The organism is Xanthomarina maritima (genome assembly GCF_008084905.1).
GTDB classification, from domain to species: domain Bacteria; phylum Bacteroidota; class Bacteroidia; order Flavobacteriales; family Flavobacteriaceae; genus Xanthomarina; species Xanthomarina maritima.
In genome coordinates this window covers 1-25,417 of record NZ_VSFC01000022.1, presented here as the reverse complement: position 1 = coordinate 25,417, position 25,417 = coordinate 1, and the positions used below count along the sequence as shown (strand labels likewise).

General features: G+C 31.1%; 24 protein-coding genes. 2 read left to right on the top strand and 22 right to left on the bottom strand.

The genetic code is table 11. The features are described 5' to 3' along the window. Window positions 1-10 precede the first annotated feature (10 nt). The 14 genes from FVF61_RS04535 to lysA all read right to left on the bottom strand — a co-directional run bounded on the left by FVF61_RS04535 (window position 11) and on the right by lysA (window position 14,070). Complete coding sequence (locus FVF61_RS04535; RefSeq protein WP_148453824.1) at window positions 11-1,063, bottom strand: proline iminopeptidase-family hydrolase; 1,053 nt, start codon at window positions 1,061-1,063, stop codon at window positions 11-13. A 156-nt stretch (window positions 1,064-1,219) separates the two neighbouring features. Further along, a complete protein-coding gene (locus FVF61_RS04530) occupies window positions 1,220-1,783 on the bottom strand; it encodes a nuclear transport factor 2 family protein (protein WP_148453822.1) in 564 nt (187 codons plus the stop codon). A 343-nt stretch (window positions 1,784-2,126) separates the two neighbouring features. Beyond that, window positions 2,127-2,981 carry an SDR family oxidoreductase gene (locus tag FVF61_RS04525; RefSeq protein ID WP_148453820.1) on the bottom strand — a complete coding sequence of 285 codons (855 nt, stop codon included), beginning with the start codon at window positions 2,979-2,981 and terminating at the stop codon, window positions 2,127-2,129. Between the two features lie 22 nt (window positions 2,982-3,003). Continuing rightward, window positions 3,004-4,074 carry an SMP-30/gluconolactonase/LRE family protein gene (locus FVF61_RS04520; RefSeq protein WP_148453819.1) on the bottom strand — a complete coding sequence of 357 codons (1,071 nt, stop codon included), beginning with the start codon at window positions 4,072-4,074 and terminating at the stop codon, window positions 3,004-3,006. 11 nt (window positions 4,075-4,085) lie between these two features. Next, entirely contained in the window at window positions 4,086-4,538 is a 453-nt protein-coding gene (locus FVF61_RS04515; protein WP_148453817.1) for a cupin domain-containing protein, read from the bottom strand. Window positions 4,539-4,559: 21 nt separating this feature from the next. Continuing rightward, window positions 4,560-6,113 (bottom strand): M20/M25/M40 family metallo-hydrolase, encoded by a 1,554-nt coding sequence (locus FVF61_RS04510; protein WP_148453815.1) that lies wholly within the window; start codon window positions 6,111-6,113, stop codon window positions 4,560-4,562. A gap of 38 nt (window positions 6,114-6,151) precedes the next feature. After that, complete coding sequence (locus tag FVF61_RS04505; protein WP_148453813.1) at window positions 6,152-6,676, bottom strand: RidA family protein; 525 nt, start codon at window positions 6,674-6,676, stop codon at window positions 6,152-6,154. A gap of 28 nt (window positions 6,677-6,704) precedes the next feature. Beyond that, window positions 6,705-7,754 carry a methyltransferase gene (locus tag FVF61_RS04500; protein ID WP_148453811.1) on the bottom strand — a complete coding sequence of 350 codons (1,050 nt, stop codon included), beginning with the start codon at window positions 7,752-7,754 and terminating at the stop codon, window positions 6,705-6,707. Between the two features lie 10 nt (window positions 7,755-7,764). Beyond that, window positions 7,765-8,703: an NAD-dependent epimerase/dehydratase family protein gene (locus FVF61_RS04495; RefSeq protein WP_148453809.1), complete on the bottom strand. Its 939-nt coding sequence runs from the start codon at window positions 8,701-8,703 to the stop codon at window positions 7,765-7,767. Between the two features lie 144 nt (window positions 8,704-8,847). Then, a complete protein-coding gene (locus FVF61_RS04490; RefSeq protein WP_148453807.1) occupies window positions 8,848-9,267 on the bottom strand; it encodes a hypothetical protein in 420 nt (139 codons plus the stop codon). Window positions 9,268-9,441: 174 nt separating this feature from the next. After that, a complete protein-coding gene (locus tag FVF61_RS04485) occupies window positions 9,442-10,185 on the bottom strand; it encodes a LytR/AlgR family response regulator transcription factor (protein WP_148453805.1) in 744 nt (247 codons plus the stop codon). Then, on the bottom strand, window positions 10,186-12,204 hold the full coding sequence (locus tag FVF61_RS04480; RefSeq protein WP_148453803.1) for a tetratricopeptide repeat protein: 2,019 nt from the start codon (window positions 12,202-12,204) through the stop codon (window positions 10,186-10,188). It abuts the gene before it with no gap. A gap of 58 nt (window positions 12,205-12,262) precedes the next feature. After that, window positions 12,263-12,775 (bottom strand): SRPBCC family protein, encoded by a 513-nt coding sequence (locus FVF61_RS04475; RefSeq protein ID WP_148453801.1) that lies wholly within the window; start codon window positions 12,773-12,775, stop codon window positions 12,263-12,265. A gap of 62 nt (window positions 12,776-12,837) precedes the next feature. Beyond that, window positions 12,838-14,070, bottom strand: coding sequence for a diaminopimelate decarboxylase (gene lysA, locus FVF61_RS04470; RefSeq protein WP_148453800.1), 1,233 nt, complete (start codon window positions 14,068-14,070; stop codon window positions 12,838-12,840). A gap of 218 nt (window positions 14,071-14,288) precedes the next feature. Here lysA and sucC point away from each other — a divergent pair, with 218 nt between their 5' ends. Continuing rightward, window positions 14,289-15,479: an ADP-forming succinate--CoA ligase subunit beta gene (gene sucC, locus FVF61_RS04465; RefSeq protein WP_148453798.1), complete on the top strand. Its 1,191-nt coding sequence runs from the start codon at window positions 14,289-14,291 to the stop codon at window positions 15,477-15,479. A 96-nt stretch (window positions 15,480-15,575) separates the two neighbouring features. Here the strand turns inward: sucC and FVF61_RS04460 are convergent, their stop codons facing one another. Both FVF61_RS04460 and FVF61_RS04455 read right to left on the bottom strand, forming a co-directional pair. Next, window positions 15,576-16,274, bottom strand: coding sequence for a phosphoadenylyl-sulfate reductase (locus FVF61_RS04460; protein WP_148453796.1), 699 nt, complete (start codon window positions 16,272-16,274; stop codon window positions 15,576-15,578). A gap of 68 nt (window positions 16,275-16,342) precedes the next feature. Continuing rightward, a complete protein-coding gene (locus FVF61_RS04455; protein ID WP_148453794.1) occupies window positions 16,343-16,609 on the bottom strand; it encodes a DUF1456 family protein in 267 nt (88 codons plus the stop codon). Window positions 16,610-16,821: 212 nt separating this feature from the next. Here FVF61_RS04455 and FVF61_RS04450 point away from each other — a divergent pair, with 212 nt between their 5' ends. Further along, window positions 16,822-17,223, top strand: a complete 402-nt coding sequence (locus FVF61_RS04450) for a TerB family tellurite resistance protein (RefSeq protein ID WP_148453792.1) — start codon at window positions 16,822-16,824, stop codon at window positions 17,221-17,223. A 2-nt stretch (window positions 17,224-17,225) separates the two neighbouring features. Here the strand turns inward: FVF61_RS04450 and uvrB are convergent, their stop codons facing one another. From uvrB to FVF61_RS04420, 6 genes are all read right to left on the bottom strand, one after another. Next, on the bottom strand, window positions 17,226-19,229 hold the full coding sequence (gene uvrB / locus FVF61_RS04445) for an excinuclease ABC subunit UvrB (protein WP_148453790.1): 2,004 nt from the start codon (window positions 19,227-19,229) through the stop codon (window positions 17,226-17,228). A 109-nt stretch (window positions 19,230-19,338) separates the two neighbouring features. Continuing rightward, on the bottom strand, window positions 19,339-21,669 hold the full coding sequence (locus FVF61_RS04440; protein ID WP_148453788.1) for a T9SS type B sorting domain-containing protein: 2,331 nt from the start codon (window positions 21,667-21,669) through the stop codon (window positions 19,339-19,341). A 460-nt stretch (window positions 21,670-22,129) separates the two neighbouring features. Further along, a complete protein-coding gene (locus FVF61_RS04435; protein WP_148453786.1) occupies window positions 22,130-22,852 on the bottom strand; it encodes a DUF6090 family protein in 723 nt (240 codons plus the stop codon). Next, entirely contained in the window at window positions 22,849-23,559 is a 711-nt protein-coding gene (locus tag FVF61_RS04430; protein WP_148453784.1) for a DUF6090 family protein, read from the bottom strand. Before FVF61_RS04430 ends, FVF61_RS04435 begins: the two co-directional genes overlap by 4 nt. A 19-nt stretch (window positions 23,560-23,578) precedes the next feature. After that, entirely contained in the window at window positions 23,579-24,304 is a 726-nt protein-coding gene (locus tag FVF61_RS04425; protein WP_148453783.1) for a DUF6090 family protein, read from the bottom strand. A 160-nt stretch (window positions 24,305-24,464) separates the two neighbouring features. Further along, window positions 24,465-25,241 carry a DUF6090 family protein gene (locus FVF61_RS04420; protein WP_148453781.1) on the bottom strand — a complete coding sequence of 259 codons (777 nt, stop codon included), beginning with the start codon at window positions 25,239-25,241 and terminating at the stop codon, window positions 24,465-24,467. Between the last annotated feature and the right edge of the window lie 176 nt (window positions 25,242-25,417).

The following is a 25,417-nucleotide window of genomic DNA, read 5'->3' as shown; positions in this document are numbered from 1 at the left end:
ATGAATAAGTTTAATTAAACGATCCAGAATTCACGTCTTTAATAAACGAAATCAAGCCTTCGAAATAGATTTTTTGGTCATCGTATTGAGCTAAATGACTTCCGTTTGGACATAATAAAAACCGACCTTTTGGAAATTCGTTAGCCATCCATTCCATATGTTTTGGGTCCATCGTGTCATAGGTAGCTCCAATAACTAGAGTAGGTGTGTTAATGGTTTTTAGTCTGTTAGACACATCCCATGTTTTTAAGGTGGCATTTCCTGCCATTCCAAATTCGCTTGGTCCTTGCATATACAGGTAAATATTTGGATTTAAGTGTTCAAATGCTAAATGAACAGATTTTGGCCATTCTTCTAAAGACATACGCAGGGCATGTTCGATATAATAATGATTCATTAAGAGTTCTGTATATCTTGGATTGCCATAATCTTCATTTGTCTCAAGTTCTTTTATTTCTTTTAATACTTCAGGAGGCATTTGAGGTCCGAGAACTTCTTCGGCATATTTACCATACTCTGGTGCACTAGACATCATATTAGAAATTATCAAGCCTTTAAGATTATCTTGATATTTTAAAGCGTATTCCATGGCTAAAATCCCTCCCCAAGATTGGCCATATAAATAGAAATTACTGCTATCCATATTTAAAGCTTTTCTAACTTGCTCTACTTCTTCTACAAAATGCTCAGTTGTCCAAAGTGTAGAGTCGTTTGGCTTATCACTATAATAAGAATCTAGTTGGTCGTAATAAATATATTCTATCTCTTCTTTTGGGAAGTAACCATCAAAACAATCAAAAAATTCATGGGTTCCTCCAGGACCTCCATGAAGTAATAATACTTTCATTTTAGGATTGTTTCCAACTCGTTTTGTATAAACATTAAAAGTACCAATTTTTGTTTCAATTGGAATCATGTTAATGCCACCAGTAAACTGGTCATTGCTGTTTGAATAATCCATATAAGTAGATTCGCAATCTGTTTCTATTTTAGTATCTTGTTTTTCTTGGCAGTTAAAACAAAGACATATCATAAAACTGAAAAAAAGTATGTTTAATTTCATGATTAATGAGTGTTATTATAATTGATTATTAAAGATTAATAGCATATAAACACTAAGAAAAAACTATTATATTTAAAATAAAAATACCTAAGGACGAATGATTGATTATATTGTCCGAATGTGTCAATATTCTTATCGAAATATGTAAACTAAAGACTATTCAACTTCTTCAATGTCTTCTATATCTTCAATTTCTACAATATCTTCTGTGTCATCTTCAGGTTCCGATTCTATTTTTTCAGCTTCAATTTTTTGAAGTTCTAATTGTAATTCTGCAGAATTCCAATAACCATATTCCTTTACAATTTTGTTGTCAATAAATTGATATGTAATGTGAACAGGAATAATAATTTGTTTGTTATTAGCAGCTAAATTTCCTTTCCATAAACCCCAAAAATTTACCCATGTTTTGCCATTGTTATCTTCAACCATTTCGTACTCTCTATTTTCGTCTTCGAATGCACGTGTAGAGAAACTGGCGTCATTATTTTTATGAAAGACAATAAGTTCTTGTGGTGAAAAAATTTTAGATCTAGTATTGTAAAAAATTTGCGCTGTATCTGCATAATGAGATATTAATTTTTCCCATTCTTGGTAGTCGTAATCGTTAATAGCAGTTTTAACAATTTCAATTTCTTCTGAATCTTGTGTGTATCTTGGGTTGTTATTACAAGAAGTAAATATGGCTAATAAACAACTTAATAAGATTAATTTTTTCATGAGACATGGTTTTAAATTATTAATTATATGTAAGAAAAATTCTTTTTTTGATGTATTTAATAATGAATTCAAAATTGTGAGATACAATTTGTTATTAATACTACATCGTTGTGTAATAGCAGAAGATGGGCTTATTGCTATTAAAAAATACTTGAGTGCTAGTGTATTTAAAAAGTTAGCACTCAAGTAAAAATACAAAAATTAAGCGAATATTTTCTTACACGTATTTATTTTATTTTTTTGAAGAAATCTAAAACGAAAAAATTAAATACATCTGAAATAACAAAGAATATTGAGGTTCTTTCAATTTACAAAATCAATATCTTTTAAAATTGCTTTATGATTAACGTGCATTTAATCCAAAATCATTTTCAACTGAATTGTACCAATCTTCATCATTAACAGCATTCCAATCTACCCATTCTTCATCAGTTTTAGAGGCTCGCCATTGAATAAAAGGTTCTGCATCTGGACCAACAGGATGTCTTAGTTTCCAGGTTTCGCTTTCAGAAATCTCCAAAATTTTGTCAGCTACGAGAGAAGGTGGCGTAGGTGTTTTAAGTGATGCTGAAAACATTCCTGCAAAACGTTTCGAATGTGGATATAGTGAGGTCTCATCTACTGCTATGTCTTTAGCCATTTGAGTATTAATTATCCCTGGTTCTACAATAGCTACTTTAATATTAAAGGCTTTTACTTCCTGTGCTAAAGCTTCACTAATAGCTTCCAGAGCAAATTTACTTGCAGCATAAGCACCCAAAGGACTATTGGAAATTTTACCTGCTACTGAAGCGACATTTATAATGGAACCTTTTTTGTTTTTTCGCATTTGTGGTAGCACAGCTTTAGTACACCTAAGTACTCCAAAATAATTCGTGTTCATAACAGACTGGAAATCGTTCATAGACATTTCTTCAATAGAGCCATGACGTTCAATACCAGCATTGTTTACCAAAACATCAATGGTTTCATGGTTGTCGTAAATAGAATCTATACATGAATTAACGGATGCATCAGAATCGACATCCATTTTATGGATTGTAATGTCTAAAGATTCGGAAGCTATTTTTTGTTTAAATTCGGAAGCCATTTCTGGATTTCTCATGGTTGCAAATACTTTATGTCCTGCACGACCGAAAGCTAATGCTGTTTCAAGGCCTATGCCTTTACTTGTTCCTGTAATGAGTATGGTTTTCATAATTAATTGTTTTAATCTTTGATTAGAATTTATATTTTAAAAGGTCGTTTCCTAAATTTGATATATAAAGGGTTTGACCGTCGGTTGAAAAGAACATACCTGTGAGTAATCCTGGTAAGGGACTAAACAGATTTGGAGAAAGCAATTCAAGTCGCTCCATACCCAAATTACTTCTTCTATTCCATTCGTTGGAGATCTTTAGATTTTCAGATGAAGAACCATCAAAAATGATATGTTGCGAATGGTTTTCAAAATCGACTGCAACTACTTGATTATAAAGAGGGGAAGCTACAATTAACCTGCCTTTTTGATCTATTAAGATATTGTCAGGACTTCCAACGTTAGTTGCTATGCCTAAATAATTTGTTGATCCACTTTTGGTGTCAACTTCAAAAGCATGTACGCGATTCATCATGGTTTCTGCAACATACAGGTGTTTTTCGTCTTTATCCATAGTGATTCCGTTGGCAAAATAAAGGCTATCCATAATTTTAACAGGAGGGCTTTCTAAATTAGCCATTCTAAAAACAGCACCTGTTGGGACAGGTAAATTGGCAGCTTGAAACATTTCACTCAAATTAAGGCTCTCTGCAGATTGAGAAAACCAAATCGCTCCCGTTTTATCACTATAAATAGTATTCACACCAAAGGGATGATCATAAATCATTTCTACATCTTCTGTGGCTACATTTACACGATAAATTTTTCCATCTGCGACATCAGACATTAGTACATGTTTACCATCTTGATCTAATACCACACCATTTGGACCTGCTACTTGATTGGGAGGATTATGAACAAAACCTGCAGAAGCAAAATCGCCAAAAGGTCTATTACTACCATCTGATTCTATTAGTCGAAGTCCTTTGGCTTGGTCCACAACAATAATGCGTCCGTCTTCTAAGTAAACGCCATCTTCTGCACGAAGTAAACTACCATCACCAGGAAATAAACTTTCTTTTTGATAGGTAAAATAGGGTAGTTGTTCAATTGATTTTTCTATAATGATGTTTTTATTATTTGAATTTGGGTTATCACAGGAAGTTATGTTAAAAATAAGGCTTAGAATTAATAGTTTTACTAAATGTTTCATAATAGTGTTTTTTATTGTTTCATTTCTACCCGAATTAATCGAATGGATTCTGTTTCACTTAAATTAACAACACTATGTGGTGCTTCGGGATTTTTGTACATAGTTAGTGGAAGCATTAAAGGATCAGGTAAGTTTCTAGAATCGAAAATAACGTTTCCATCTCCATCATAATCTATAAAATCTTCAGCTTCTTGAATATAAAGGACGCTTGGCCATTGATGATGATGTAATGCTTCAACTTCACCAGGAGCCAAAGTGACTTCTAAAACTCTCACTTCATCATTTTCTAATAAGATTTTATGATTTTTTGGAGCAGCTATAACTGCATCAAGTTCTTTTGGCCAATCTGCAGGATTTCCTGTTTTATAATTTATTTTTTGTTCGTTATTTTTTTCTTGACCTAAACAATTTAGGGTCATAGAAATCACTAGAACAAGCGTGGAAAATATTTTAAAGGTATTCATGGTTTTATTTTGATAATTAGTTTAATCTTCTCTAGGTAATCTAGAATCTCTTTGAGCTATTTGATAGACAAGTGCAGCAATGACTGTAGCATTAATCATCATGTCGCGTTCAGGAACATACTCTAAATGATCTAAATTTGTGTGATGCGTTACAGTACTATAGTTCAATGGGTCTTGAATGATTTGAAATCCAGGAATTTTATAATAATCGAACACATCATGGTCTGTAAAATCCGTATTTTGAATGGTTAGATTATTTACATCTAAATAGGCATAAGGTTCTAACATATTCTCAAAAATGGGTCTTACTGCTTCGTTTCCTTGCAAATAAATGCCTCTCATCTGTCCAGCACCATTATCCATGTTTATATAAGCCGAAATATTTTCAACCTCTTTTTTTCTGGTTGTTTCTTTTACTTTTCCATAATGTTTTTCTGCATAAGCTAAAGATCCTAAAAACGCTTGTTCTTCTCCTCCCCAAAGTGCTATTCTGATGGTTCGTTTTGGTTTTAAGCCAGAAGCTTTAATAATGCGCATCACTTCCATCATGACTGCAGAACCTGCACCATTATCAGTTGCTCCAGAAGCCGGATGCCAAGTATCGAAATGGGCACCAATCATAACCACTTCATCTTTTAATTTCGGGTCCGAACCTGTGATTTCTGCTATAATATTCACATTGTTTTTAGGGTTTAGATACAATTCTGAATCTAAATGGAATTTAATTTTTGGGTTTTTATTTCTTTGTGTTAAGCGTGATAATTTTCCAAAATTTTCGGGTGAAATTGCAAAATATGGGATTGGTTTTTCATCACTTTCTTTATAATTATACGTACCACTTGGATGAATAACACCTGGAAAAAAAGGAGTTGTGCCTAAGATGCTTAAAGCGCCTTCGGTTTTTAAAAAAGCAAAAAAGGTATCATCTTTTTTTACCATACTCTCGAAAATAAGATCTAAATTTCCTATTAAATCCAAATCTCCAGCATTATGGCTTAAAGGATTATTTGGTGTAGGCACAATAGATTTTTCAGCTTCTTCTATTTGGTCTTCTGTAAAGCGTGTAGAAAGTGGATCGAAAAGCATGTTTTTTTCTGGAGCAGCTCCAATTAAAATAGTCTTTCCTTGCAGTTTTCCACGCCATTGTTTTTTTATTTGTTCTAAATCAGACCAATTTTGAATCCAAATTAAATCTCCTATTTGTGTGCCATTTGAACTTTCTGTCCAAGCATATGGATAAGCTTGTATTTTCATATAAGCAGGTTCTATCATTTCTACATTAAAAGATTTAACTTCCCAACCCATACAATCATCACAATAGTTTTCAAAATAGACTTTATCAATACCCCAATTTTCCATGGTTAGTTTTGCCCATTCTGCAGCAGTATAATATTGATTTGTTCCGGTTAATCTCGGAGCATAGACATCTGATAAGTCAGAAATAAGACTCATAACTTGAGATTTTTGAAAACCTTCCGTATTAATTTTAGAAAGTCCTTGAGATGTTGATTGACTTGTTGCAGAAAGTCCTACAAATAGTAATGTTATAAAAAGAATTTTAAATAATATTTTCATAAAATGGATTTCAATAATTAAATAATTGGATTGGATTTTTATTTTGATTTATGTACTTCTAATTCTATTTCTATAAGGAATTCTGGGATAGCCAATTCTTTAACTCCAACCCAAGAACCTGTAGGGAATTGTTTTTTATAGATTTCTGCTCTATAACCAGCCACTTCTAGAAATTTTGGCATGTTTGTAGTAAAGACATTTTCTACAACAACATCGTCAAATGTGCATCCATAATGTTTTAGCACTTTTTCCAAATCTGAATAACAATTTTTCATTTGTTGTTCTAAATCTCCAACAGCAGTTGGGTTTCCTTCATCATCCATACTTACTGCTCCAGATACTTTAATGCTGTTTCCAATTTTTACAGCATGCGAATAACCATAAGCTTTTTCAACTTCTGGACGTAATTGAAAATAGTCTGGTGTTTCATCTACAACAACCTCAATAGGTTGTGGTTGTGGTTGTTGAATAGTTTCTTTTTTTGATTCTTCTTGACAGTTTAATAAAGAGACTGTCATTAGTAGAGATAAGATTCCTAGTTTTAAAATGTTTACTTTTTTCATTGTGATAGATATTTGATGGTTAATTATGTTATTTATAAGCAATTGCAGCACTTGAAGGTCCTACTAATGGTAAAAGAGAAGTGGATTTAAAGCCAATTTGTTTAGCCCATCTATTAAAATCGTTAAAGGTGTAGTCAAAGCCATCACCTGTTTCAATAAGCATATTCAGGCTCATCAACATTCCAAAAACGTTTTCTCGTCTATCGTTGTCAATCACGTTTTCTATAGCTACAAAAGCGCCTCCAGCTGGTAAAGCATCATAAGCAATTTGCATTAATTTAAGTTTGGTTTCTTCGTCCCAATCGTGAAGTATATTGCCCATTGTTATGACATCGGCTTGTGGTAAGTTGTCTTTGAAAAAATCGCCAGAGATTACTTTAACACGATCTGATACTTGATAACTTTTAATAGTGTTAGTAGCCAAGTTTTCAAGTTCTGGTAAATCGAAAGAACAACAAGTCATATGTGGTTGATTTTTTGCTACCATTGCTGATAATACAGCTGCTGAACCACCAGCATCAACTAATGTTTTATATTTTGAAAAATCGAAAGATTCAGAAAAGGTTATAAAATTACCTTTTTGAACTCCTGTCATGCCATTGACAAAAGTTTTTAACAATTCCGGATTGCTATAAATAACCTCGAAAAGATTTTGCCCACCATTTTTTGCTTCATTTTGGATCATGCCTGTTCTTAAACCATCTTCAAGGTTTCCCCAAAAATTCCAAAGTCTATTGTTCATCATTTCAAGGATTCCACCAATATAAGATGGTTTGGCTTTATCCAAAAAAACATCAGTGTCTATAGTGTTAGAATAATGTGCAGAAGCCAAGAGACCTTCTCGATTTAAAAACCCCAAACCAGTAAGAGTGTCTAAAAAATCATAAATATTTCGGTCACTGCAATTTAATTTTAAAGCAGTTTTGATATCTGTTGCCTGCATTGTACTATGTTTTGCTAAAAGTGTAAATAGTCCAAAATTTACGGCTGTTAATAATACTTTTGAGGCCCAAAAACCAGTTCCAGTCTGTAGAATTGTTGCGGGATTTGGTTGTGTATTTGAGTTCTCAGTTTTCATATGTTTTAAATTAAGAATTATATTCCTGTAATGTTGATTTTACAGAGCGAAAAGGAAATCCTAATTCTTGTTCTGCCATTTGATTTTGATAAATTATTTTTGGAGTGTTTTTAGGTTCAAGATTGTTTAGCATTAAAGTTACGTCTGAAACAGGATAAGTCTCACTTGAAAGTAAATAGTTTTTGCCATGCAAGTTAGAAATAGTTGCTGCCTTGTATATTCCTAAAGCTACATCTTTAACATCTACAAGTGCTAAAGGTAAATCTGTGTCATAAAACATTTGGATAAAAGAATTTGGAGCTATCTTATTTTTAAACAAAAACTGTATACCAGTTGAAGTGGAATCCTCTCGATTTGACAAAGATTTTCCCATTACCATTGTTGGTGATACACTTGTAATTTCGAAATGCAGATTAGGATTGTCTTTAATAAATTTTTCAACCGTTTGATTGGCTATAAATTTTGCTTGAGCATAAGGATGACTTTCTTTACTCATAAAAGGTGTATCATTTTCACTAAAAATATCACTGGTAGATTTACCAGCAGCTGGTAGTGGAAAATCTGTATTCCATGCACCAACAGAGGCTATTAGAACCACTTTTTTAATGGATGGAGTTTCATTAATAACTTCAAGAAAATTTTCAGTTCCTTTAATAGTTGGATCAAATAATTCTTTTTGAGGGTCTGTAACATCAAGTTGGAAAGGTGTTCCACCATGAACTACTATATCACAATCTTTAACAAATTCTTTAAGAGATAATTTATCTGTAACATCAAGTTCGCATATGTGTAATAAATCTGAATTATTAAAATCCATTAAATGTTGATATTTTTCTTCTTTAGAAATATCTGTAGCAGATACTCTTACTTCGAAATTATTATCTAAAAACTGTTTGGTAATATAGCTTCCTATAAAACCAGATCCACCAATAATACCTGCCTTTTTCATAGTTCAAGTATCTTATTTAAAATGTAAGATTCTTTAACAAGTAGAATAGCTATATGAATTAGCATTAAAAGCACTAAAAATTTCCCCTATGAAATATATAGCTATTGTTTTTAAGACATATCTACTTGTATTTTATTATTTATTTTAATTCAAAAATTTAATGACAATGCCATTTTGAATTAACCATGTATGTTGAAACGATTTATAATTAATAATGCCTTGCTCATAACTTTTTCCTGAAAGTGTGCCTGTAACTAAAATATTGTCTTCTTCTACTTCAGTTATACGAACTTCGTTGAAAATGATATATTCCCAATTGCTTTTAAAATCATTAATAACATCTTCTATAACAGATGAATTAAGTACAGAAAATGAATTATCATTGTCTGAATTTGTTAATGATTTAATTGAAATTTGATTTGTATTTATGCATGTTATACCTTGAGATATTAAACTAGTATAAATTTCTTCAATAGAAATTATAGTATTCTCTTTATTTTGAGAAAGTACCATTTTAGGCATAATCAAAAACCAAAAAAGTAATATTATATTTAATTGTTTCATACTACTCATCGTATTTATTCTTAAGTACTCTAAGTAAGTTATTATTAAAATTATTAAAAAGTGACTTAGGACGAAATAGAGTTTTTTATGTCCGAAAACACTTTTTTATTTATCGAAGGAAACGCGTGTTTTTGTATTATTTTCAATCGATAACTTATTTTAATTTTAGTGCTATTAAATTGTATGTAAGCGTTTTAAAAGTTCAGATTTAAGTTGTTTACTAATAGGGATGGCTTTTCTTGAAACAACAACATGACTTTTTGCTATCTCATCTATTTGTGAAATGTTGACGATAAAAGATCTATGTATTCTTAAAAAATGATTTTGTGGTAATTTTTCGTCTATGTCTTTTAGGGTAGTTACAATTAAATATTCTTTATCTTTTGTATAAATGCGACAATAATTTCTTTCGGCTTCAATATAAAAGATGTCTTTAATGTGAATTTTCACCATTTTTTCATGATGACGAACAAAAATACAATCGTTTAAAACCAAAGGTTTGTCAGTGTTATTAGAACTTTCTTTTTCAGATTCATTTTCTAATTGTAAATGATTTGCTGTAAGCTCTATGGCACGTTGTAAATCTAATTTTTTAAAAGGTTTAGATATAAAAGCATAAGGGTTTGTGGCTTTAGCTCTATTAAAATTATTATCGTCTGCATTGGCTGTTAAATAGATAATAGGAATATTAAAGTCTTCTTGCATCATTAATGCCGTCTCAATACCATCAATTTTCCCTTTTAAATTAATATCCAATAACACCATATCTGGTTGTTGTTCTTTAATGTGAAGAAGAGCTTCTTCGCCACGAGGTATTATACCAGTTACTTCGTATCCAAGCATGGTAAGTTGTAATGAAATATTTGCAGCAATAATCATTTCATCTTCAACAATTAATATTTTTAAAGGTCTTTTCATCTAAGCTGCATGATGTAATTTGAAATGGAACAGAACAGAAGTGCCATTATTGTTTTCTTCTTGCATTTCTCCATTTAATTGTTGGGTCAATAATTTGATGAGTTGCGATCCAAAACCAGTCCCTTTTGGAGATAAACCATCAATTTTTCCTATTCCATCATCCACAACTTTAAGTGTTAAAACATCTGGTTTATCTTGCATTAAACTAATTTGAATATTCCCTTTTTTGTTGTCTGGAAACGCATATTTTAAAGCATTGGTTAAAAGCTCGTTAACTATTAAGCCTATTGGAACTGCTGTGTCCACATCTAATTCTAAATTATCCATTGCACATTCAATTTTTATCTGATCTTCTGAATTGAATGTGTCTAAAATACCTTCACTTAAATTTAAGAAATAATCTTTCATTTCAATACTTCCTAAATTCTCCCCTTGATACAGTTTTTGATGTATTATTCCCATAGATTGAACTCTATTTTGACTAGCAATCATAGCATCTTTCGTGGCAGAATCTTCTAATTGAGCAGATTGTAAGGCAATTAAACTTTTTACTAGTTCCAGATTATTTTTTACACGATGATGTATTTCTTTGAGTAATAATTCGTTTTGTTTGTTTTTTGTTTCTAATTCTAAATTTAAAGTTTGTAATTTTTTACGTTTTTTTCTAATATTTCTCATACTAGTAAACATACCTATTAAACTAAGGGTTAATAAAGCAGCTATAACAATATATAAAAGTTGCGTTTTTTCTTGTTGTGATATTTTGGCTTCTTGGGTTTTTATAGTTTCTTCTTTTTTTCTTGTTTCATATTGTGTTAAGAGATTAGACATAGCTTTGTCACTTTCAAGAGAAACTATGCTGTCTCTCATACTTCTAGCTTTTTTTTGATATTCTAAAGCTTTCGGATAGTTGTTTAATTTTTCATAAATAGAACTAACATGGTCGTAATTTTCAGTGAGATTTGAAACATCTCCATTAGCTTCTTGAAGATTAACTGTTAAAAGTTGGTATATTAATGCTTCTTCATAATTTCCTAAAAGCAGATTTACTTCGCCTAAATTAGCAGTGATAACATATATAGCATTTTCATAATTTACCTCTTTAGCTTTTTTTAGTGCACTTTCATATTCTGTTTTAGCTTCTTGATAATTTTCCATACGTTTTAGTGCATTTGCTCTATTGTTTGTAAAGTTTAGCAAGTCGAATGTTGAAAAATTTAGTGCTCTAGCTAGGTTTAGGGCTAAATCATAATAATTAAAAGATTCTTGATTTTTACCCATAGCAATATAAGTATCTCCAGCAGATGTATAGGCATATACCAATTCGTTTTCCAGTTTATTTTTTTGGCATAATTCAATAGTTTTTAAAGCATAATCAAGTGCTTCTTGATGTCTTTCTTGTCTATTTAAATCTTCCGAAATTCGACTATAAGCTCCAGCAATTCCTATTTTATCGTTAATAGATTCCATGAGTGTTAAGGCATCAAGATCTACTTTTAAAGCCTCTTCTATTTCCCCTTTTCTTTTATGAACCCAACCAATTTTAAACAAAGTAGTAGCTTGACCTTTTTTGTTATTTATAGATTTATATCCTTCTAGGGCTTTATTGAAATAATTTGAGGCAGAATCTAACTCTAGTAAGTTAGCATACATTCTTCCTTGCATTTCATGAAATTGAGGCAACCATTTTTTGTTATTCGTTTTTTTTGAAAGAAAAATTCCTTGACTTGAATAAGCAAGTGCTTTTTTAAAATCTGTTTGAGATTGTAAAGTGACTAACTCGTTAAGTAATTGGAGCTTAACATTATTGTCTTTTTCATTTTGAAGTAGGTTAAAAAGACTGTCTATATTTTGGTTTTGCGTAAAAGAAAACTGATAGCTTGATAGAAGAAGAACTAAAAAAAGATATCTTATTATTTTTGAATTTAAATGTCTTTCAAAATATGGTGTTGCATTCTTGGCACAACAAATTAGTGTTGCACAAAAAAGCTCAAATGGCTTTAGTTTGTTAGTTTTCATAAGTCTTTTAAACGCTATTAAAAAAGACTTGAGGAGAGTTTAAAGATACTAAAAAAATCTACATATTAACAAATTCATAACCAGCTAGACCAAAGGGTCTTAGGTCTATTTCGGTTTCGTTTAGTAAAATACCATGTTCTATATATGATTTTAAATTAGCTAACCAAAAAGTCCAACCATTACTACAGCCATAAAAAATTTCTAGTTTACTTTTTTCGTCTTGAGGTATTTTAGCTTGTGTTAAGGATAGTAAAACAGCTTGTTCTTTTTGTTCTATTGTAATTGTAACATCACAACTACCAGCAAAGGAGAACTTAATAAAATCTTTTCCATTTGCTTCAAGAATGACGCCTTCTTCTTGGCCATCCCAATTGTGCCAAAACCAAGTATACGTGTCTTCTGGTTGAATAAATTCTGATTTATTTATTGGAGCTCCATTTCTTAAAAACTCAGCGTCTTTTAAAAACCAAGATGTTATACCTTCTTTGGTTGCCCAACACCAATAGAGTTTTTCAACAGATGTTTTAATATGAATGCGTTTTGTAAATGCTTCCCAGGAGAGTTTTTTCATAACAAATGTTTTAGTTTAATAAAAATACAAAAAAAAGCGCTTCAGTTTTGAAGCGCTTCATGTTATTTGGAATTAGATTTTTCTTTTGTAGACATATCAATTTCTATTTGATTTCGCATTATATCATCAAAAGTTTCTCTTTTTCTTATTAAATGTGCTTTGTTATTGTGCCATAATACTTCAGCAGGTCTATAACGTGAATTATAATTACTAGCCATAGTAAAACAATAAGCTCCAGCATTTTTAAAGGCCAGAATATCTCCTTCAGTAATTTCAGAAATGCGTCTGTTGTTTGCAAAAGTATCTGTTTCGCATATATAACCAACAACAGAATAAAAACGCTCTCTTCCTTTAGGATTTGATATATTTTCAATTTCATGTTGAGATCCATAGAGCATAGGTCTAATTAAATGATTAAACCCAGAATCTACTTGAGCAAAAACGGTAGAAGTTGTTTGCTTAACAACATTTACTTTGGTTAAAAAGTAACCTGCTTCGCTTACTAAAAATTTTCCAGGTTCGAAGGCTAATGTTAATTCTTTACCATATTCTTTACAGAATTCATTAAATCTATTGGTTAGTTTTTCGCCAAACTCCTCAATATTGGTTTCAATATCTCCTTTTTTATAAGGTACTTTAAATCCGGAACCAAAGTCTATAAATTCTAAATTCTTGAAATGTTTAGCTGTTTCAAAAAGAATTTCGCTTGCATACAAAAAGACATCAATATCTAAAATGTCACTTCCAGTATGCATATGTATTCCATTAATATTCATGTTCGTATTTTCTACAATACGAAGAATATGAGGTATTTGATGAATAGATATCCCAAATTTACTATCAATATGCCCAACAGAGATATTAGTGTTTCCACCAGCCATAACATGAGGATTTATTCGAATACAAACAGGAATTTTTGGATATTTAGTGCCAAACTGTTCAAGGATAGATAAATTATCTATGTTTATTTGCACACCAAGTTTTGCTGCAATTTCTATTTCTTCTAAAGAAACGCCATTTGGAGTGTAAATAATTTTATCTGCCGAAAAACCAGCAGATAATCCTAATTTTACTTCTTGAATAGACACAGTATCTAAACCAGCACCAAGTGTATGCATTAATTTTAATACTGAAATATTAGATAAGGCTTTTACTGCATAATTAATTTTAACCTGTTTGACCTTATTAAATGCAGCTGTTAAGCGTTTATATTGAGATATTATTTTATCTGATTCGTAAACATAAACAGGACTTCCAAAGTCCTCGGCTATCTGTAATAAGGTTTTTGTGTTCATTTTTAATATTTAAATTTTTTGAAGTGTAAAACTATAAAGTATTTTTTTATAAGCTTTCTTAATTAAGGAATAATTATTGCATATTTCAGTCATTTTAAAAGGATAGTAATACTTCCTTTAAAAATTATTGGTTAAAAGCAACAGGTTGTTTACTTTTGTGCCACTATAAATTTTAGATATTTCCTTTAAATAAGGAAATGAAGAATAAGAATATAAAGATGAATTTACACGAATATCAAGGAAAAGACATATTAGCAAGTTTTGGCGTACGTATTCAACGTGGGATTGTGGCAAAAAATGCTCAAGAAGCTGTTGCTGCAGCAAAACAATTAACTGCTGAAACTGGTACAAGCTGGCACGTTATTAAAGCTCAGGTTCACGCTGGTGGACGTGGTAAAGGTGGAGGTGTTAAATTGGCTAAAAATCTACAGGAAGTTGAACAAATTTCTGGACAGATTATTGGTATGAATTTAATTACACCACAAACTTCTGCTGAAGGTAAAAAAGTACATCAAGTATTAATTGCTGAAGATGTTTATTATCCTGGCGAAAGTGAAACGAGTGAATTTTATATGTCAGTTCTATTGAATCGTGCTACTGGACGTAACATGATTATGTATTCTACTGAAGGTGGAATGGATATCGAAACTGTTGCTGAACAAACACCACACTTAATCTTTACAGAAGAAGTAGATCCTTCAGTTGGTTTAATGCCATTTCAAGCGAGACGTGTTTCATTTAATTTAGGATTAGAAGGATTAGCTTTTAAAGAAATGACAAAATTTGTATCTGCATTATATACTGCATATGTGCAATCTGATGCTTCTTTATTTGAAATTAATCCAGTATTAAAAACTAGCGATAATAAGATAATGGCTGTCGATGCTAAAGTAACCATTGATGACAATGCACTTTACAGACATAAAGATTATAAAGATTTACGTGATTTACGTGAAGAAAATCCAATAGAAGTAGAAGCTGGAGCTTTAGGACTTAACTATGTGGACTTAGATGGAAACGTTGGTTGTATGGTAAATGGAGCTGGACTTGCAATGGCTACTATGGACTTAATTAAACAAGCAGGTGGAGAGCCAGCAAACTTTTTAGATGTTGGTGGAACTGCTGATGCTGCTAGAGTAGAGGCTGCTTTTAAAATTATTTTAAAAGACCCAAATGTAAAAGCTATTTTAATTAATATTTTTGGTGGAATTGTTCGATGCGACAGAGTTGCGCAAGGAGTTATCGATGCTTATAAGAATATGGGTAATATTAACGTGCCAATTATTGTACGTTTACAAGGTACCAATGCAGACATTGCTAAAGATTTAATAGATAATTCTGGCTTAGATGTATTAAGTGCTACAGAATTCCAAGAAGCTGCAGATAAAGTACATAAAGTATTAGCTTAATTATTTTCAAAGTCACTCTTTGGTAATCGAAGAGTCCAAATAAAAAAAGAGCAACTATAATTTATAGTTGCTCTTTTTTTATTTGGAAATCTAATTTTATAGATGCAATCCACATTCTGTTTTGGGATTGTTGTTCCATCGTCCATTTCTGTCTTCTCCAGGTACTGTACAATGGCTACAACCAATAGAATGATAACCTTTTGCGACTAGCGGATGAAAAGGTAATTGATGTGTTTCTATATAAGCATCTCGTTGTTCTTTAGTAATATCTAATAAAGGATAAAATTTTAAAATATCTCCTCTCATTTCGAAAATGTCTAAAGTAGCTCTATGGTCACTTTGCCATTCCATTAATCCAGAAACCCAAACCTTATATTGTTTTTTTAAAGTTTCTAATGGACTTACCTTATTAATTGAACAACAGAAATCTGGATTTTTTTTCCAGGTTTCATCTTTGGTTGTAAATTCATGTTCTTCTTTTGTGGCACTTATAGAAGTTACATTTAAACCATACAACTGTTGTAGTTTTTCTTTATATTTAATGGTGTCATCAAAATGATAACCTGTATCAATAAAAAAAACTTCTTGTTCTTTATTAATGTCAGAAAATAGTTTTAATAAAAAAGCAGACGTTGCAGCAAAAGAACTAGTTAACATAATATCTTGAACACTAAAGTCATTATATAATTCTTTAATTCGATTGGTTGCTGATAACGGCTTATATTTATTATTTAGAAATTTTATGTTGTCTTCTGAAATTTCAGAAGTACAAAAAAGGGTAGGATTATTGAGCATGTTATTTAGGACTAAATTATCTTAATTGTGCAATTTAAGAATAATTACTAATCTAGTATTTGAGTTTGCTATTTTTTTAATGGTTTATTTGTAGGCTTTGTATTAGATACTATTTTTGGCATTGGTCCACGAAGATGAATTACTAATCCATTTAAGAAGTTCCTTAGAATCTGATCTCCACATTCCATATATTTAGGATGGTCTTCCTTTCTAAAAAAAGAACCAAGCTCACTTTTTGTAATTCTAAAATCTACTAGCTCTAAAATTTTTACAATTTCATCATCACGTAATTTTAATGCTACTCTAAGTTTTTTAAAAATATCGTTATTTGTCATTTGTTTGAATTTAAACTCAAAATTAAAAAAATCGACGAAATGCACGTCTTAATTAAAATGTTGAAAAACAGTTATTTGCAAATATTTTTTTATAAAATGTAGGAAAATAACGATGAAGTGCATTAAAATTTTCGACAAGTTACAAATTATAAGGGATTATTAATTATTGTTTATAAGTATCTTTATAATGTAAACATTAATCCATTCCTCCCATGATAAACAAGGTTGAAAAATTAAGCCTTTTGTCTGAAATGATTTCATTTGCAAAAAGCGAAAATAATTTAAAGCCAATTGAATATAATTTTTTATTGGCTATAGCAAAACAGCTAGAAATTTCAAGAGAAGATTTTGATTATTTAATTGAACATCCAATTAATTATATTCATTTAGAATCTCACAGCGAACGCATAGTTCAGTTTCATAGATTAGTATTATTAATGAATATTGATGAAGAGAATTCACCAAAAGATAAAATAAAACTATTTAATTATGGAATTAGAATGGGTTTAAGCCATGAATCTATTAATAAGGTATTGTATTTAATGGAAAGCTTCCCAAATAAAATTGTTCCACCAGACGTTTTAATAGATATTTTTAAAGTTCAATATAACTAATACTATATTTTTAGCTTTTCTAATTTATCCTGATAAGCTTTAATTTCATCTCTAAACTTTGCTGCTTGTAAAAAATCTAGAGCTTTTGCAGCCTCTTCCATGAATTTTCGTTTCTCACGTATTTTCTTTTCCAATTCACCTTTTGTAAGATATTTGCTTTCTGGTTCGGCTGCTTTTAAAGCTTCCAATTCATAACTATAGGTACTTACAGAATTTTTAGATAAAGCATTGTCAAGGCTTTTATTTAAGGCTTTAGGTGTTATGTTGTTTTCAGTATTATAAGCTATTTGTTTTTCGCGTCTGTAATTGGTTTCATCTATTGTTTTTTGCATGCTGTTGGTTATTTTATCTGCATACATGATAGCTTTTCCGTTGAGGTTTCTGGCTGCTCTACCAACGGTTTGTGTTAACGATCTGGCCGAACGTAAAAAGCCTTCTTTATCTGCATCTAGAATGGCTACTAAAGAAACTTCTGGTAAATCTAAACCTTCACGAAGCAAGTTTACACCAACCAAAACATCAAATAAGCCTTTACGCAAATCTTGCATGATTTCAACTCGCTCTAGAGTATCCACATCACTATGTATGTAACGCACACGAATTTGAATACGACTTAAATACTTGGTCAACTCTTCTGCCATTCTTTTGGTTAAAGTTGTTACCAGAGTACGTTCGTCTTTTTCTACACGTTGTTGAATTTCTTCAATTAAATCGTCTATTTGATTTAAACTAGGTCGTACTTCAATAACAGGATCTAAAAGACCAGTTGGTCTAATTACTTGCTCTACATAAACGCCATCTGTTTTTTGAAGTTCGTAATCTGCAGGTGTGGCACTTACATAAATTACCTGATTTTGTAAGGCTTCAAACTCTTCGAATTTTAAAGGTCTGTTATCCATAGCTGCTGGAAGTCTAAAACCATATTCTACCAGATTTTCTTTTCTGCTTCTATCTCCTCCATACATGGCATGTACCTGCGAAATGGTTACATGACTTTCATCTACAACCATTAGATAATCGTCTGGGAAATAATCCAGTAAACAGAAAGGTCTGGTTCCAGGTTGTCTGCCATCTAAATACCTAGAATAGTTTTCAATTCCTGAGCAATAACCCAATTCGCGAATCATTTCTAAATCGAATTCGGTTCGTTCTTTAAGTCTTTTTGCTTCCAGATGTTTGCCTATTTCTTTAAAGTAATCGTATTGTTTTACTAAATCGTCTTGAATGTTTTTTATGGCTCCTTGTAATACATCAGGAGATGTGACAAACATATTTGCAGGATAAATATTAAGTCTGTCGTATTTTTCAATGACTTCATTGGTTTGTATGTTGAAGGCTTCAATCTCTTCAATTTCATCTCCAAAAAAATGAATTCTAAAGGCATGATCATCATAACTTGGAAAGACATCCACTGTATCTCCTTTTATTCTGAAATTTCCATGATTAAATTCGGCTTCTGTTCTGGAATATAAACTTTGAACTAACCTATGAAGTAATTTGGTTCTTGAAATTACCTGATCTTTTTCAAGAGAGATCACGTTTTTTTGAAATTCTACAGGATTACCAATACCATATAAACAAGATACTGAAGCGACTACTAAGACATCTCGTCTTCCGGAAAGTAGGGAAGAGGTTGTACTTAATCGCATCTTTTCGATTTCTTCGTTTATGGATAAATCTTTTTCAATATAAACTCCAGAAACAGGAATGTAGGCTTCAGGTTGATAATAATCGTAATAAGATACAAAATACTCAACGGCATTTTCTGGAAAAAACTGTTTGAATTCGGAATATAATTGAGCTGCTAAGGTTTTGTTATGCGCTAAAACTAAAGTTGGTTTCTGTACTTGTTCTATAACATTTGCAACTGTAAATGTTTTACCAGAACCAGTAACACCAAGCAAGGTTTGGTATTTTTCTTGAGCATCAAGTCCTTCTGCCAATTGTTTAATGGCTTGAGGTTGATCTCCTGTTGGACTGAATTCTGATTTTATTTTGAAACGCATAATGCGTATTTTTTATGTTATAAAACTTATTTAAGACGCTTCGACAAGCTCAGCATGATATCGAAGCTAAATTACTTAAAGATGTTGAAATTTTGCATGAAACTTTCATCTATCGTTTTAAAGTAAAATGGCCTCTATATTCCATGCCATTGCTGAAGGTAATTACAAACCAATAATCGTCTGTTGGGAGTAATTCTCCTTTAAAAGTACCATCCCAACCTGAGCCGAAAGCACTTAATTCTTTAATGAGTTTTCCGTACCTGTTAAAGATATTTACTTTTACAGAAGTTTCCATAGCGTCTAAACCTACTGGATTCCAATGGTCATTATAACCATCTCCATTTGGTGTAAAAAACTTTGGAAAACCTAATACAGAAACATCAACTGGAATTATGCCACATCCGTTTTTATCTTGTATATAAACAGTATGGTATCCAGCAGATACATTGGTAAAGGTATTACTGTCTTGAAAATAACCGTTGTCTAAAGCGTATTCATAATCTCCTTCACCAGAAACAGTAATAGTTATCGAGTTATTGTTAGAAGCTTCAGTTACATAGATATCTTCGATAGTAGCTGTATTAGAAGCATTAACAGTTATAGTTCTTGTTTTAAAACAGCCATCATTATTAGTAACAGTTACAGTATAAATGCCAGCTTGGTTTATAAGAATTTGTTCAGAATTTTGCATTAAGTCAACACCATCTAATTGCCATTGATACGTATAGTCTGATGGGTTTCCGTTTAATATTCCAGTTTCTAAATGGATTGTTTGAGGGAAGAGATTTAAACAATAAAGAGTTTCTTCGTCTGGAAGTAATTCGGGAGAAGGATTGACAGTTAAATAGATTGAGGCATACGCAAAGCAAATGCCATTATCTGTGATTTGAACATATAAGTTGTCAAAATACGGACTGTTTGTATTTTCATATGTTCCTGTAAGTTCATTTACTTGGTTTTCTAAATCTGCTTGAGAACTATAGAATGAAACATTAGCTGTATTTGGTACGTTGTTATGAGAAAGGACAAAAGCTGTCATGTTGTTCAAGTTATAAGTTGTTACACCATCATTTATGTCTTCATCGCAAGCTGGATATGATGGGAATACTACTGGGTTGTTTGCAAAATTTAAAGTTACCTCTGCTACAGATATACAACCATTATAATTAGTAACTCTAGCATAAACTATTTGATTTAATGACGTGTTATCAAAACTTGTTGGTGAAGGAATTGGGTTTGTACCTGAAATAGCTTCGGCTTGAGAGAAATAAAAATCTGTTATGAAAATAGAATTATCTGTATTTGTAACTGCTTCTTCGGCATCAAACAAATTATAGGTTGTAAATCCATCTAAATTGTAATCACAACTGATAAGGGTTGTGTTAAAGACTATAGGGTCTGGCGCAACTTCAATTATAACTTCACCATAAGATAAACAGGTTCCATCTATTGTAACTTCTACACTATATGTGCCTGCATTTGTTACGAGATATGTTGGGTTGTTTGCCATTGGAATTTCGACACCATTTTCGAACCATCTATAGGTGTTGGTTCCGGGTTGGGTGGCATCTAACAAGATGGTTTGGTTTGTGCATAAGGCATTTCCATTTGCAATTAGTAAATTGGGACCTAAGTTGGTGCTTAATTGAAAACTACCTGCTTCAAGAAAAACTGCCGAATCGTATCTGTAATTTTGCTCGTCTGCAATGACTAGTTTTACATGATAGGTTTCGTTAGGAATGACGTTTGCTGTAGCAGTTAATATAGCTGTTTGTCCATTGAAATTTATTGGAGCAGTTGCATTGTTCCAACTTCCGAAATAGGCTTCGTTTATAGGTTGACATGCTCCAGGAATTCCAGAGTGAACCGTTGTAACTTTAACTGGTGTTTGAGTGCCAGGAACTAAAGCAATGTTTTGATAATTATTATCTGTTTCTTTTCTGATTAAGAAGCCGAACAAATCTGAATATTGACAGGTATTGCTGTTGTTTTCTTGGTATTCTTCTGAAGCAAAAATATATCTGAAACTAATTTGGTCTGCTACTGCTTTAAAATTGAATTCTAAGATGGTAGCGTTTATGGTGTTTGATTCATTTAAAATATTTTCTAAATCTGTATCTCCAACCCAACCAGGAGCATTATCATCACTTAAAGAGGTGTTTGGGCCTTGAACATTTGCTAATGTTCCTGTACTTAAAACCACACCATTTTGAAAAGGGAAAGTAGAACCATTGGCATCAAAATAGCCATAACTTTCATCAGTGCCATTAAAATTTCCACCTAATACATTGGTTACAACCACATCTGTAATACAATTGCTGTCTATTAAGATATCTTCAATAAGTTCTTGAGCAGAATAGGTATTGCTATCTGTAATCACGTTTTGCGAATACGTCAAGGAAGAAACAAAAACACAAAGAATTATAAAATACTGTTTCATTAATGGAAATTAGTGTGCAAAGATAACTAATACTGACTTTTTAAAGGAATAAATATTTGTTAAAGACTTATGAGGTTTTTAATGGGTTTTATGAAGTAAGCAGATAGTTTGATTGTTTGTTATTAAGAGGTTTTTTTTATGTGTGGCTTATTAGTGTGAAGTTTTATGGTTAAGACGGAATTGTTCTAGGAGAAGAGGTCTTTTTTTAAAATTTTAAGTTACAAGAAAATAAAACTAAGTTGCGAGAATATAAAGTTAAGTTGCTATTATATTAAATTAGGTAGCTATTATATAAAAAAGGTTGATTTTTTTTTTTTTTTTTTTTTTTTGGTGTAAAGGTTCGGTTTTGAGGGGGTTGGGTGTGTTTTTGCTTCGCCTGTTTTTTGCGCTTTTGTAGTAAGTAGGCGAGAACAAGCAATGGGTTATTTACGGTGTTGTGGTTTCGTAATTTTTTGTTCAGCTAATGTTCTAATTCTTTGTCAATTTGAGAAATAATATCCTTAAGGCTTTCCTGGTTTATGACAAATGTTCTCCAATAATAAAAATTCTTTGATTGAAAATAAATATTAAGATCCGCAATTAAATACTCATCTGTTAAATCACTAATGTTTTTATATGGCTTATAAGCTATTATATGAGCATATTTATAATTTAAATCAGATGATTCCTGCCTCAAGATTTCAAATAAATTTTCATTGGTAGGTGCATTAAAAGTATAAAACCTTTGAATATTTGAATATAAGGTGTCATTTATTATAAGGTCAGAATTGCCATCAGCAATCATTGCATCGTAGGCACTTGTACTTGACCGAAAGGGCATATCATATCCAAATAACTCCGAATAAGATAATTTGCTAATAGTATCAAAGCCTTCATAGGAAGTTATTTCTTTTCGAGGATTAAATGAAGGTAAAACCTTTTTAAAATACATAATCTCTCTTCCCCAATAAGGTTTTAATTCTTCGATTAACTCTAAGTCTTTAAACATATCTGAACGAATTTCTTTCAAAATAGTGGTAGCTTTGATTTTGCCTTTTTGAACTTCATTCCAATTATTAATCTGCAAAGCGATTAAAATCCCAATTACCACAAGAATAATTTCTCCAATTGCATACAAAAGATATTTACTGAATTTGTTTTCAGTTAGCAATTTTTTTCTGATTTTTCTAAAGAATTTTATCATTGGTCTTTAGGTTGCGTTAATCGAATAATCTCATTGATGTGATCTTCTATGGGCTCTTCCTCTATGGCTTTGATAATACTATTTATTCTATTTCTTCGGGCCACCACCATATTTTGAGTTTTTATTGAAGACAATAAGTCTTTAATCATTTCTTGGTCTCTATCCAAAAGATCAGCGTTTTCTAACCAATAAGGCTCTAGTTGTTCATTATTAAATTTAAACAAAGCAATTTCTTCTTCTTGGTAGTCCAATAAAACGTCTTCCCAAGAGACTAGGTACTTTCGTAATTCTTCATCCTGAATTAATTCAAGCGAATTAGAATAGATTACCGACTTTATAGAACTGGAATATGGGTTGTAGCTAATTCCTTGTATTGGTGGGTAGGATTGGAAAGCCACTATTTTTGCAGAGTCTCTCTCTATAGGAAACAAAGCAATTTTGCTGTTTAAAGTGGCAAGGTTTTGATAGTTTATGGCTTTAACAGTGTCAAACTGAATTTTATTTTGGACAAAATCTCTATGGATATTGTCTAAAAGTTCACGCTCACTAATACGGTTTTTTCTATTGTCATTCCAATTATTAATTGAAAGAGCAATTAAAATTCCAATCACTACAAGTGCAATTTCGCCAATGGCATATTTTAAATACTTTCCAGTTTTATTTTCCATAACCAAGTTTTCACGAAATTTTCGAAAGAATTTTATCATTATTGTGATTTCGTTATTTTTAATTCAGTTCAATATAAATCAATTCTTTTATATCACTAATGTCTTTTAGCATTTCGTTAAAATTATTTCGAATACTTTTATCTGTATAATTTTTAAGACTAATAGCAGCTTCAAGAGTTAAAATTATTTCTGGGATATTCTTTTCAATATCCAAATCTTTAACTGATGGATTCGAATATTGTATTCTGCGAAAACCTAATTCATCAGCTTTTTCATATCCATTTAAATAATTGCCATAATTACCTTTTGCCCTACTACTAATTAGGTCCTGTTTACGCTTAAGTTCTATTAGCGAGTTTCGTATTTTTTCGGGTAATAACTTTATATCTCCAGTAGATTCTAAGGATTCAATGGTATTAGTATTAAAGGCTATATAATCAAAAGTAAATTCAACTTTGAGTAGCTCATCTAAAATTTGAGTTGTTTCTAAATTGGGTGTCTTCATTAGTTCAAAATAATGGTCTACCGAAGTTATACCACTATCTAAATACATAACTCTTTCCTCAATATTTTTTGTTTCTTTATCAAGATCAAAGATAATTTGAGAGTAATAACTTTGTTTTATGCTATCAGTTTTTCGATTTTCATTCCAATTATTTATCTGTAATGCAATTAAAATTCCTATAACAACTAAGATTATTTCTCCAAATGCATAAATCATATACTTACTGAATTTATTTTCAGAGAGTAATTTTTGTCTAATTTTTCTAAAGAATTTTATCATTAGTTAGTGATTTGCCATAATGAAGTACAACGTGTTTGTGTATGATTAGTGGCGTGTTTTAGCACCTAATTTAGCAAATAAAAACCTAATAGAAAATCCGCAAGGATTTTCAGAAGTAGGCGAGAACAAGCAAGTACTTATAGCCATTGTTGTGCTTTCGTTATTTTTCTAAAGTCTTTAATTCAGAGTCGATTGAACTTATCAAATCATTAATCTTCGGATTAATTTCTTTTTGAACTACTTCTATATCCCAATAAAATTGGTTCTTAAGACTTCCAAGGAAATACATAAACACTTTATCCTTTTTAAGTTCATTATAGTTGTTCGGTATCATTTCAAGTTTCAAATCGTCAAAGTTTTCAGTAACTTGATATTTTTGGTAGTTACCATTCCACAAAGCGTTAAATCGTGAATTGAAAATAGTTGAACTTGCATCTTCTATCCTTTGAACGTATGTATTAATTTGTGCGTCCAATACGCTGCTAGACCAAGAATAATAACCGATTAGTTTATCTCTCAAGTTGTCATTTGATATTAAGTTTACATCTTTTGATTTTAAGGCTTCAAAGACTTCTGTATTTATTTTAGGTTTCCAACTTTGTGTAATTCTTCCAAAATGGTATTTCAAGGAATCTTGATATGGTAAATCTTGTTCCATATGATTTATCAAAATCGAAACAGATTCTTTAGTCAGAGCGTATTTGTCAAATCGGAATTTGTTAAACTCTATATCTGTATTTAGACTTTCTTTAAAGTTTTTAAGAAACTTGATTTCTTCCGCTTTTAATTTTTCCTTTTCATTCCAATTATTAATCTGTAAAGCAATCAAAATTCCAATAACAACTAAAATAATTTCTCCCACAGCATAAATCAGATATTTTCTGAAGTTGTTTTCAGAGAGTAGTTTTTGTCTAATTTTTCTAAAGAATTTTATCATTGGTTAGCGGTTGGTTATAATGAAGCACAACGTGATTGTGTATGGTTAGTTGCGTGGTTAAGCAACTAAGTTAGCAAACATTTACGAACCCGTGAAAATTCCGCAGGAATTTTCGCAAGTAAGCTCTAAAAAGCAATTAATTATACACGGCTTAAGTTTACAATTCATTAAATTTA

What these genes read in the sequence shown, in the direction of transcription:
- FVF61_RS04430 (WP_148453784.1), bottom strand. Translation starts at nt 23,559, where the DNA reads ATGATAAAATTCTTTCGAAAATTTCGTGAAAACTTGGTTATGGAAAAT.
- FVF61_RS04535 (WP_148453824.1), bottom strand. Translation starts at nt 1,063, where the DNA reads ATGAAATTAAACATACTTTTTTTCAGTTTTATGATATGTCTTTGTTTT.
- FVF61_RS04485 (WP_148453805.1), bottom strand. Translation starts at nt 10,185, where the DNA reads ATGAAAAGACCTTTAAAAATATTAATTGTTGAAGATGAAATGATTATT.
- uvrB (WP_148453790.1), bottom strand. Translation starts at nt 19,229, where the DNA reads ATGCGTTTCAAAATAAAATCAGAATTCAGTCCAACAGGAGATCAACCT.
- FVF61_RS04515 (WP_148453817.1), bottom strand. Translation starts at nt 4,538, where the DNA reads ATGAATACCTTTAAAATATTTTCCACGCTTGTTCTAGTGATTTCTATG.
- FVF61_RS04450 (WP_148453792.1), top strand. Translation starts at nt 16,822, where the DNA reads ATGATAAACAAGGTTGAAAAATTAAGCCTTTTGTCTGAAATGATTTCA.
- lysA (WP_148453800.1), bottom strand. Translation starts at nt 14,070, where the DNA reads ATGAACACAAAAACCTTATTACAGATAGCCGAGGACTTTGGAAGTCCT.
- FVF61_RS04495 (WP_148453809.1), bottom strand. Translation starts at nt 8,703, where the DNA reads ATGAAAAAGGCAGGTATTATTGGTGGATCTGGTTTTATAGGAAGCTAT.
- FVF61_RS04460 (WP_148453796.1), bottom strand. Translation starts at nt 16,274, where the DNA reads ATGCTCAATAATCCTACCCTTTTTTGTACTTCTGAAATTTCAGAAGAC.
- FVF61_RS04425 (WP_148453783.1), bottom strand. Translation starts at nt 24,304, where the DNA reads ATGATAAAATTCTTTAGAAAAATTAGACAAAAATTACTCTCTGAAAAT.
- FVF61_RS04505 (WP_148453813.1), bottom strand. Translation starts at nt 6,676, where the DNA reads ATGAAAAAAGTAAACATTTTAAAACTAGGAATCTTATCTCTACTAATG.
- FVF61_RS04525 (WP_148453820.1), bottom strand. Translation starts at nt 2,981, where the DNA reads ATGAAAACCATACTCATTACAGGAACAAGTAAAGGCATAGGCCTTGAA.
- FVF61_RS04490 (WP_148453807.1), bottom strand. Translation starts at nt 9,267, where the DNA reads ATGAAACAATTAAATATAATATTACTTTTTTGGTTTTTGATTATGCCT.
- FVF61_RS04440 (WP_148453788.1), bottom strand. Translation starts at nt 21,669, where the DNA reads ATGAAACAGTATTTTATAATTCTTTGTGTTTTTGTTTCTTCCTTGACG.
- FVF61_RS04480 (WP_148453803.1), bottom strand. Translation starts at nt 12,204, where the DNA reads ATGAAAACTAACAAACTAAAGCCATTTGAGCTTTTTTGTGCAACACTA.
- FVF61_RS04510 (WP_148453815.1), bottom strand. Translation starts at nt 6,113, where the DNA reads ATGAAAATATTATTTAAAATTCTTTTTATAACATTACTATTTGTAGGA.
- FVF61_RS04475 (WP_148453801.1), bottom strand. Translation starts at nt 12,775, where the DNA reads ATGAAAAAACTCTCCTGGGAAGCATTTACAAAACGCATTCATATTAAA.
- FVF61_RS04530 (WP_148453822.1), bottom strand. Translation starts at nt 1,783, where the DNA reads ATGAAAAAATTAATCTTATTAAGTTGTTTATTAGCCATATTTACTTCT.
- FVF61_RS04435 (WP_148453786.1), bottom strand. Translation starts at nt 22,852, where the DNA reads ATGATAAAATTCTTTAGAAAAATCAGAAAAAAATTGCTAACTGAAAAC.
- FVF61_RS04520 (WP_148453819.1), bottom strand. Translation starts at nt 4,074, where the DNA reads ATGAAACATTTAGTAAAACTATTAATTCTAAGCCTTATTTTTAACATA.
- FVF61_RS04455 (WP_148453794.1), bottom strand. Translation starts at nt 16,609, where the DNA reads ATGACAAATAACGATATTTTTAAAAAACTTAGAGTAGCATTAAAATTA.
- sucC (WP_148453798.1), top strand. Translation starts at nt 14,289, where the DNA reads ATGAATTTACACGAATATCAAGGAAAAGACATATTAGCAAGTTTTGGC.
- FVF61_RS04500 (WP_148453811.1), bottom strand. Translation starts at nt 7,754, where the DNA reads ATGAAAACTGAGAACTCAAATACACAACCAAATCCCGCAACAATTCTA.
- FVF61_RS04420 (WP_148453781.1), bottom strand. Translation starts at nt 25,241, where the DNA reads ATGATAAAATTCTTTAGAAAAATTAGACAAAAACTACTCTCTGAAAAC.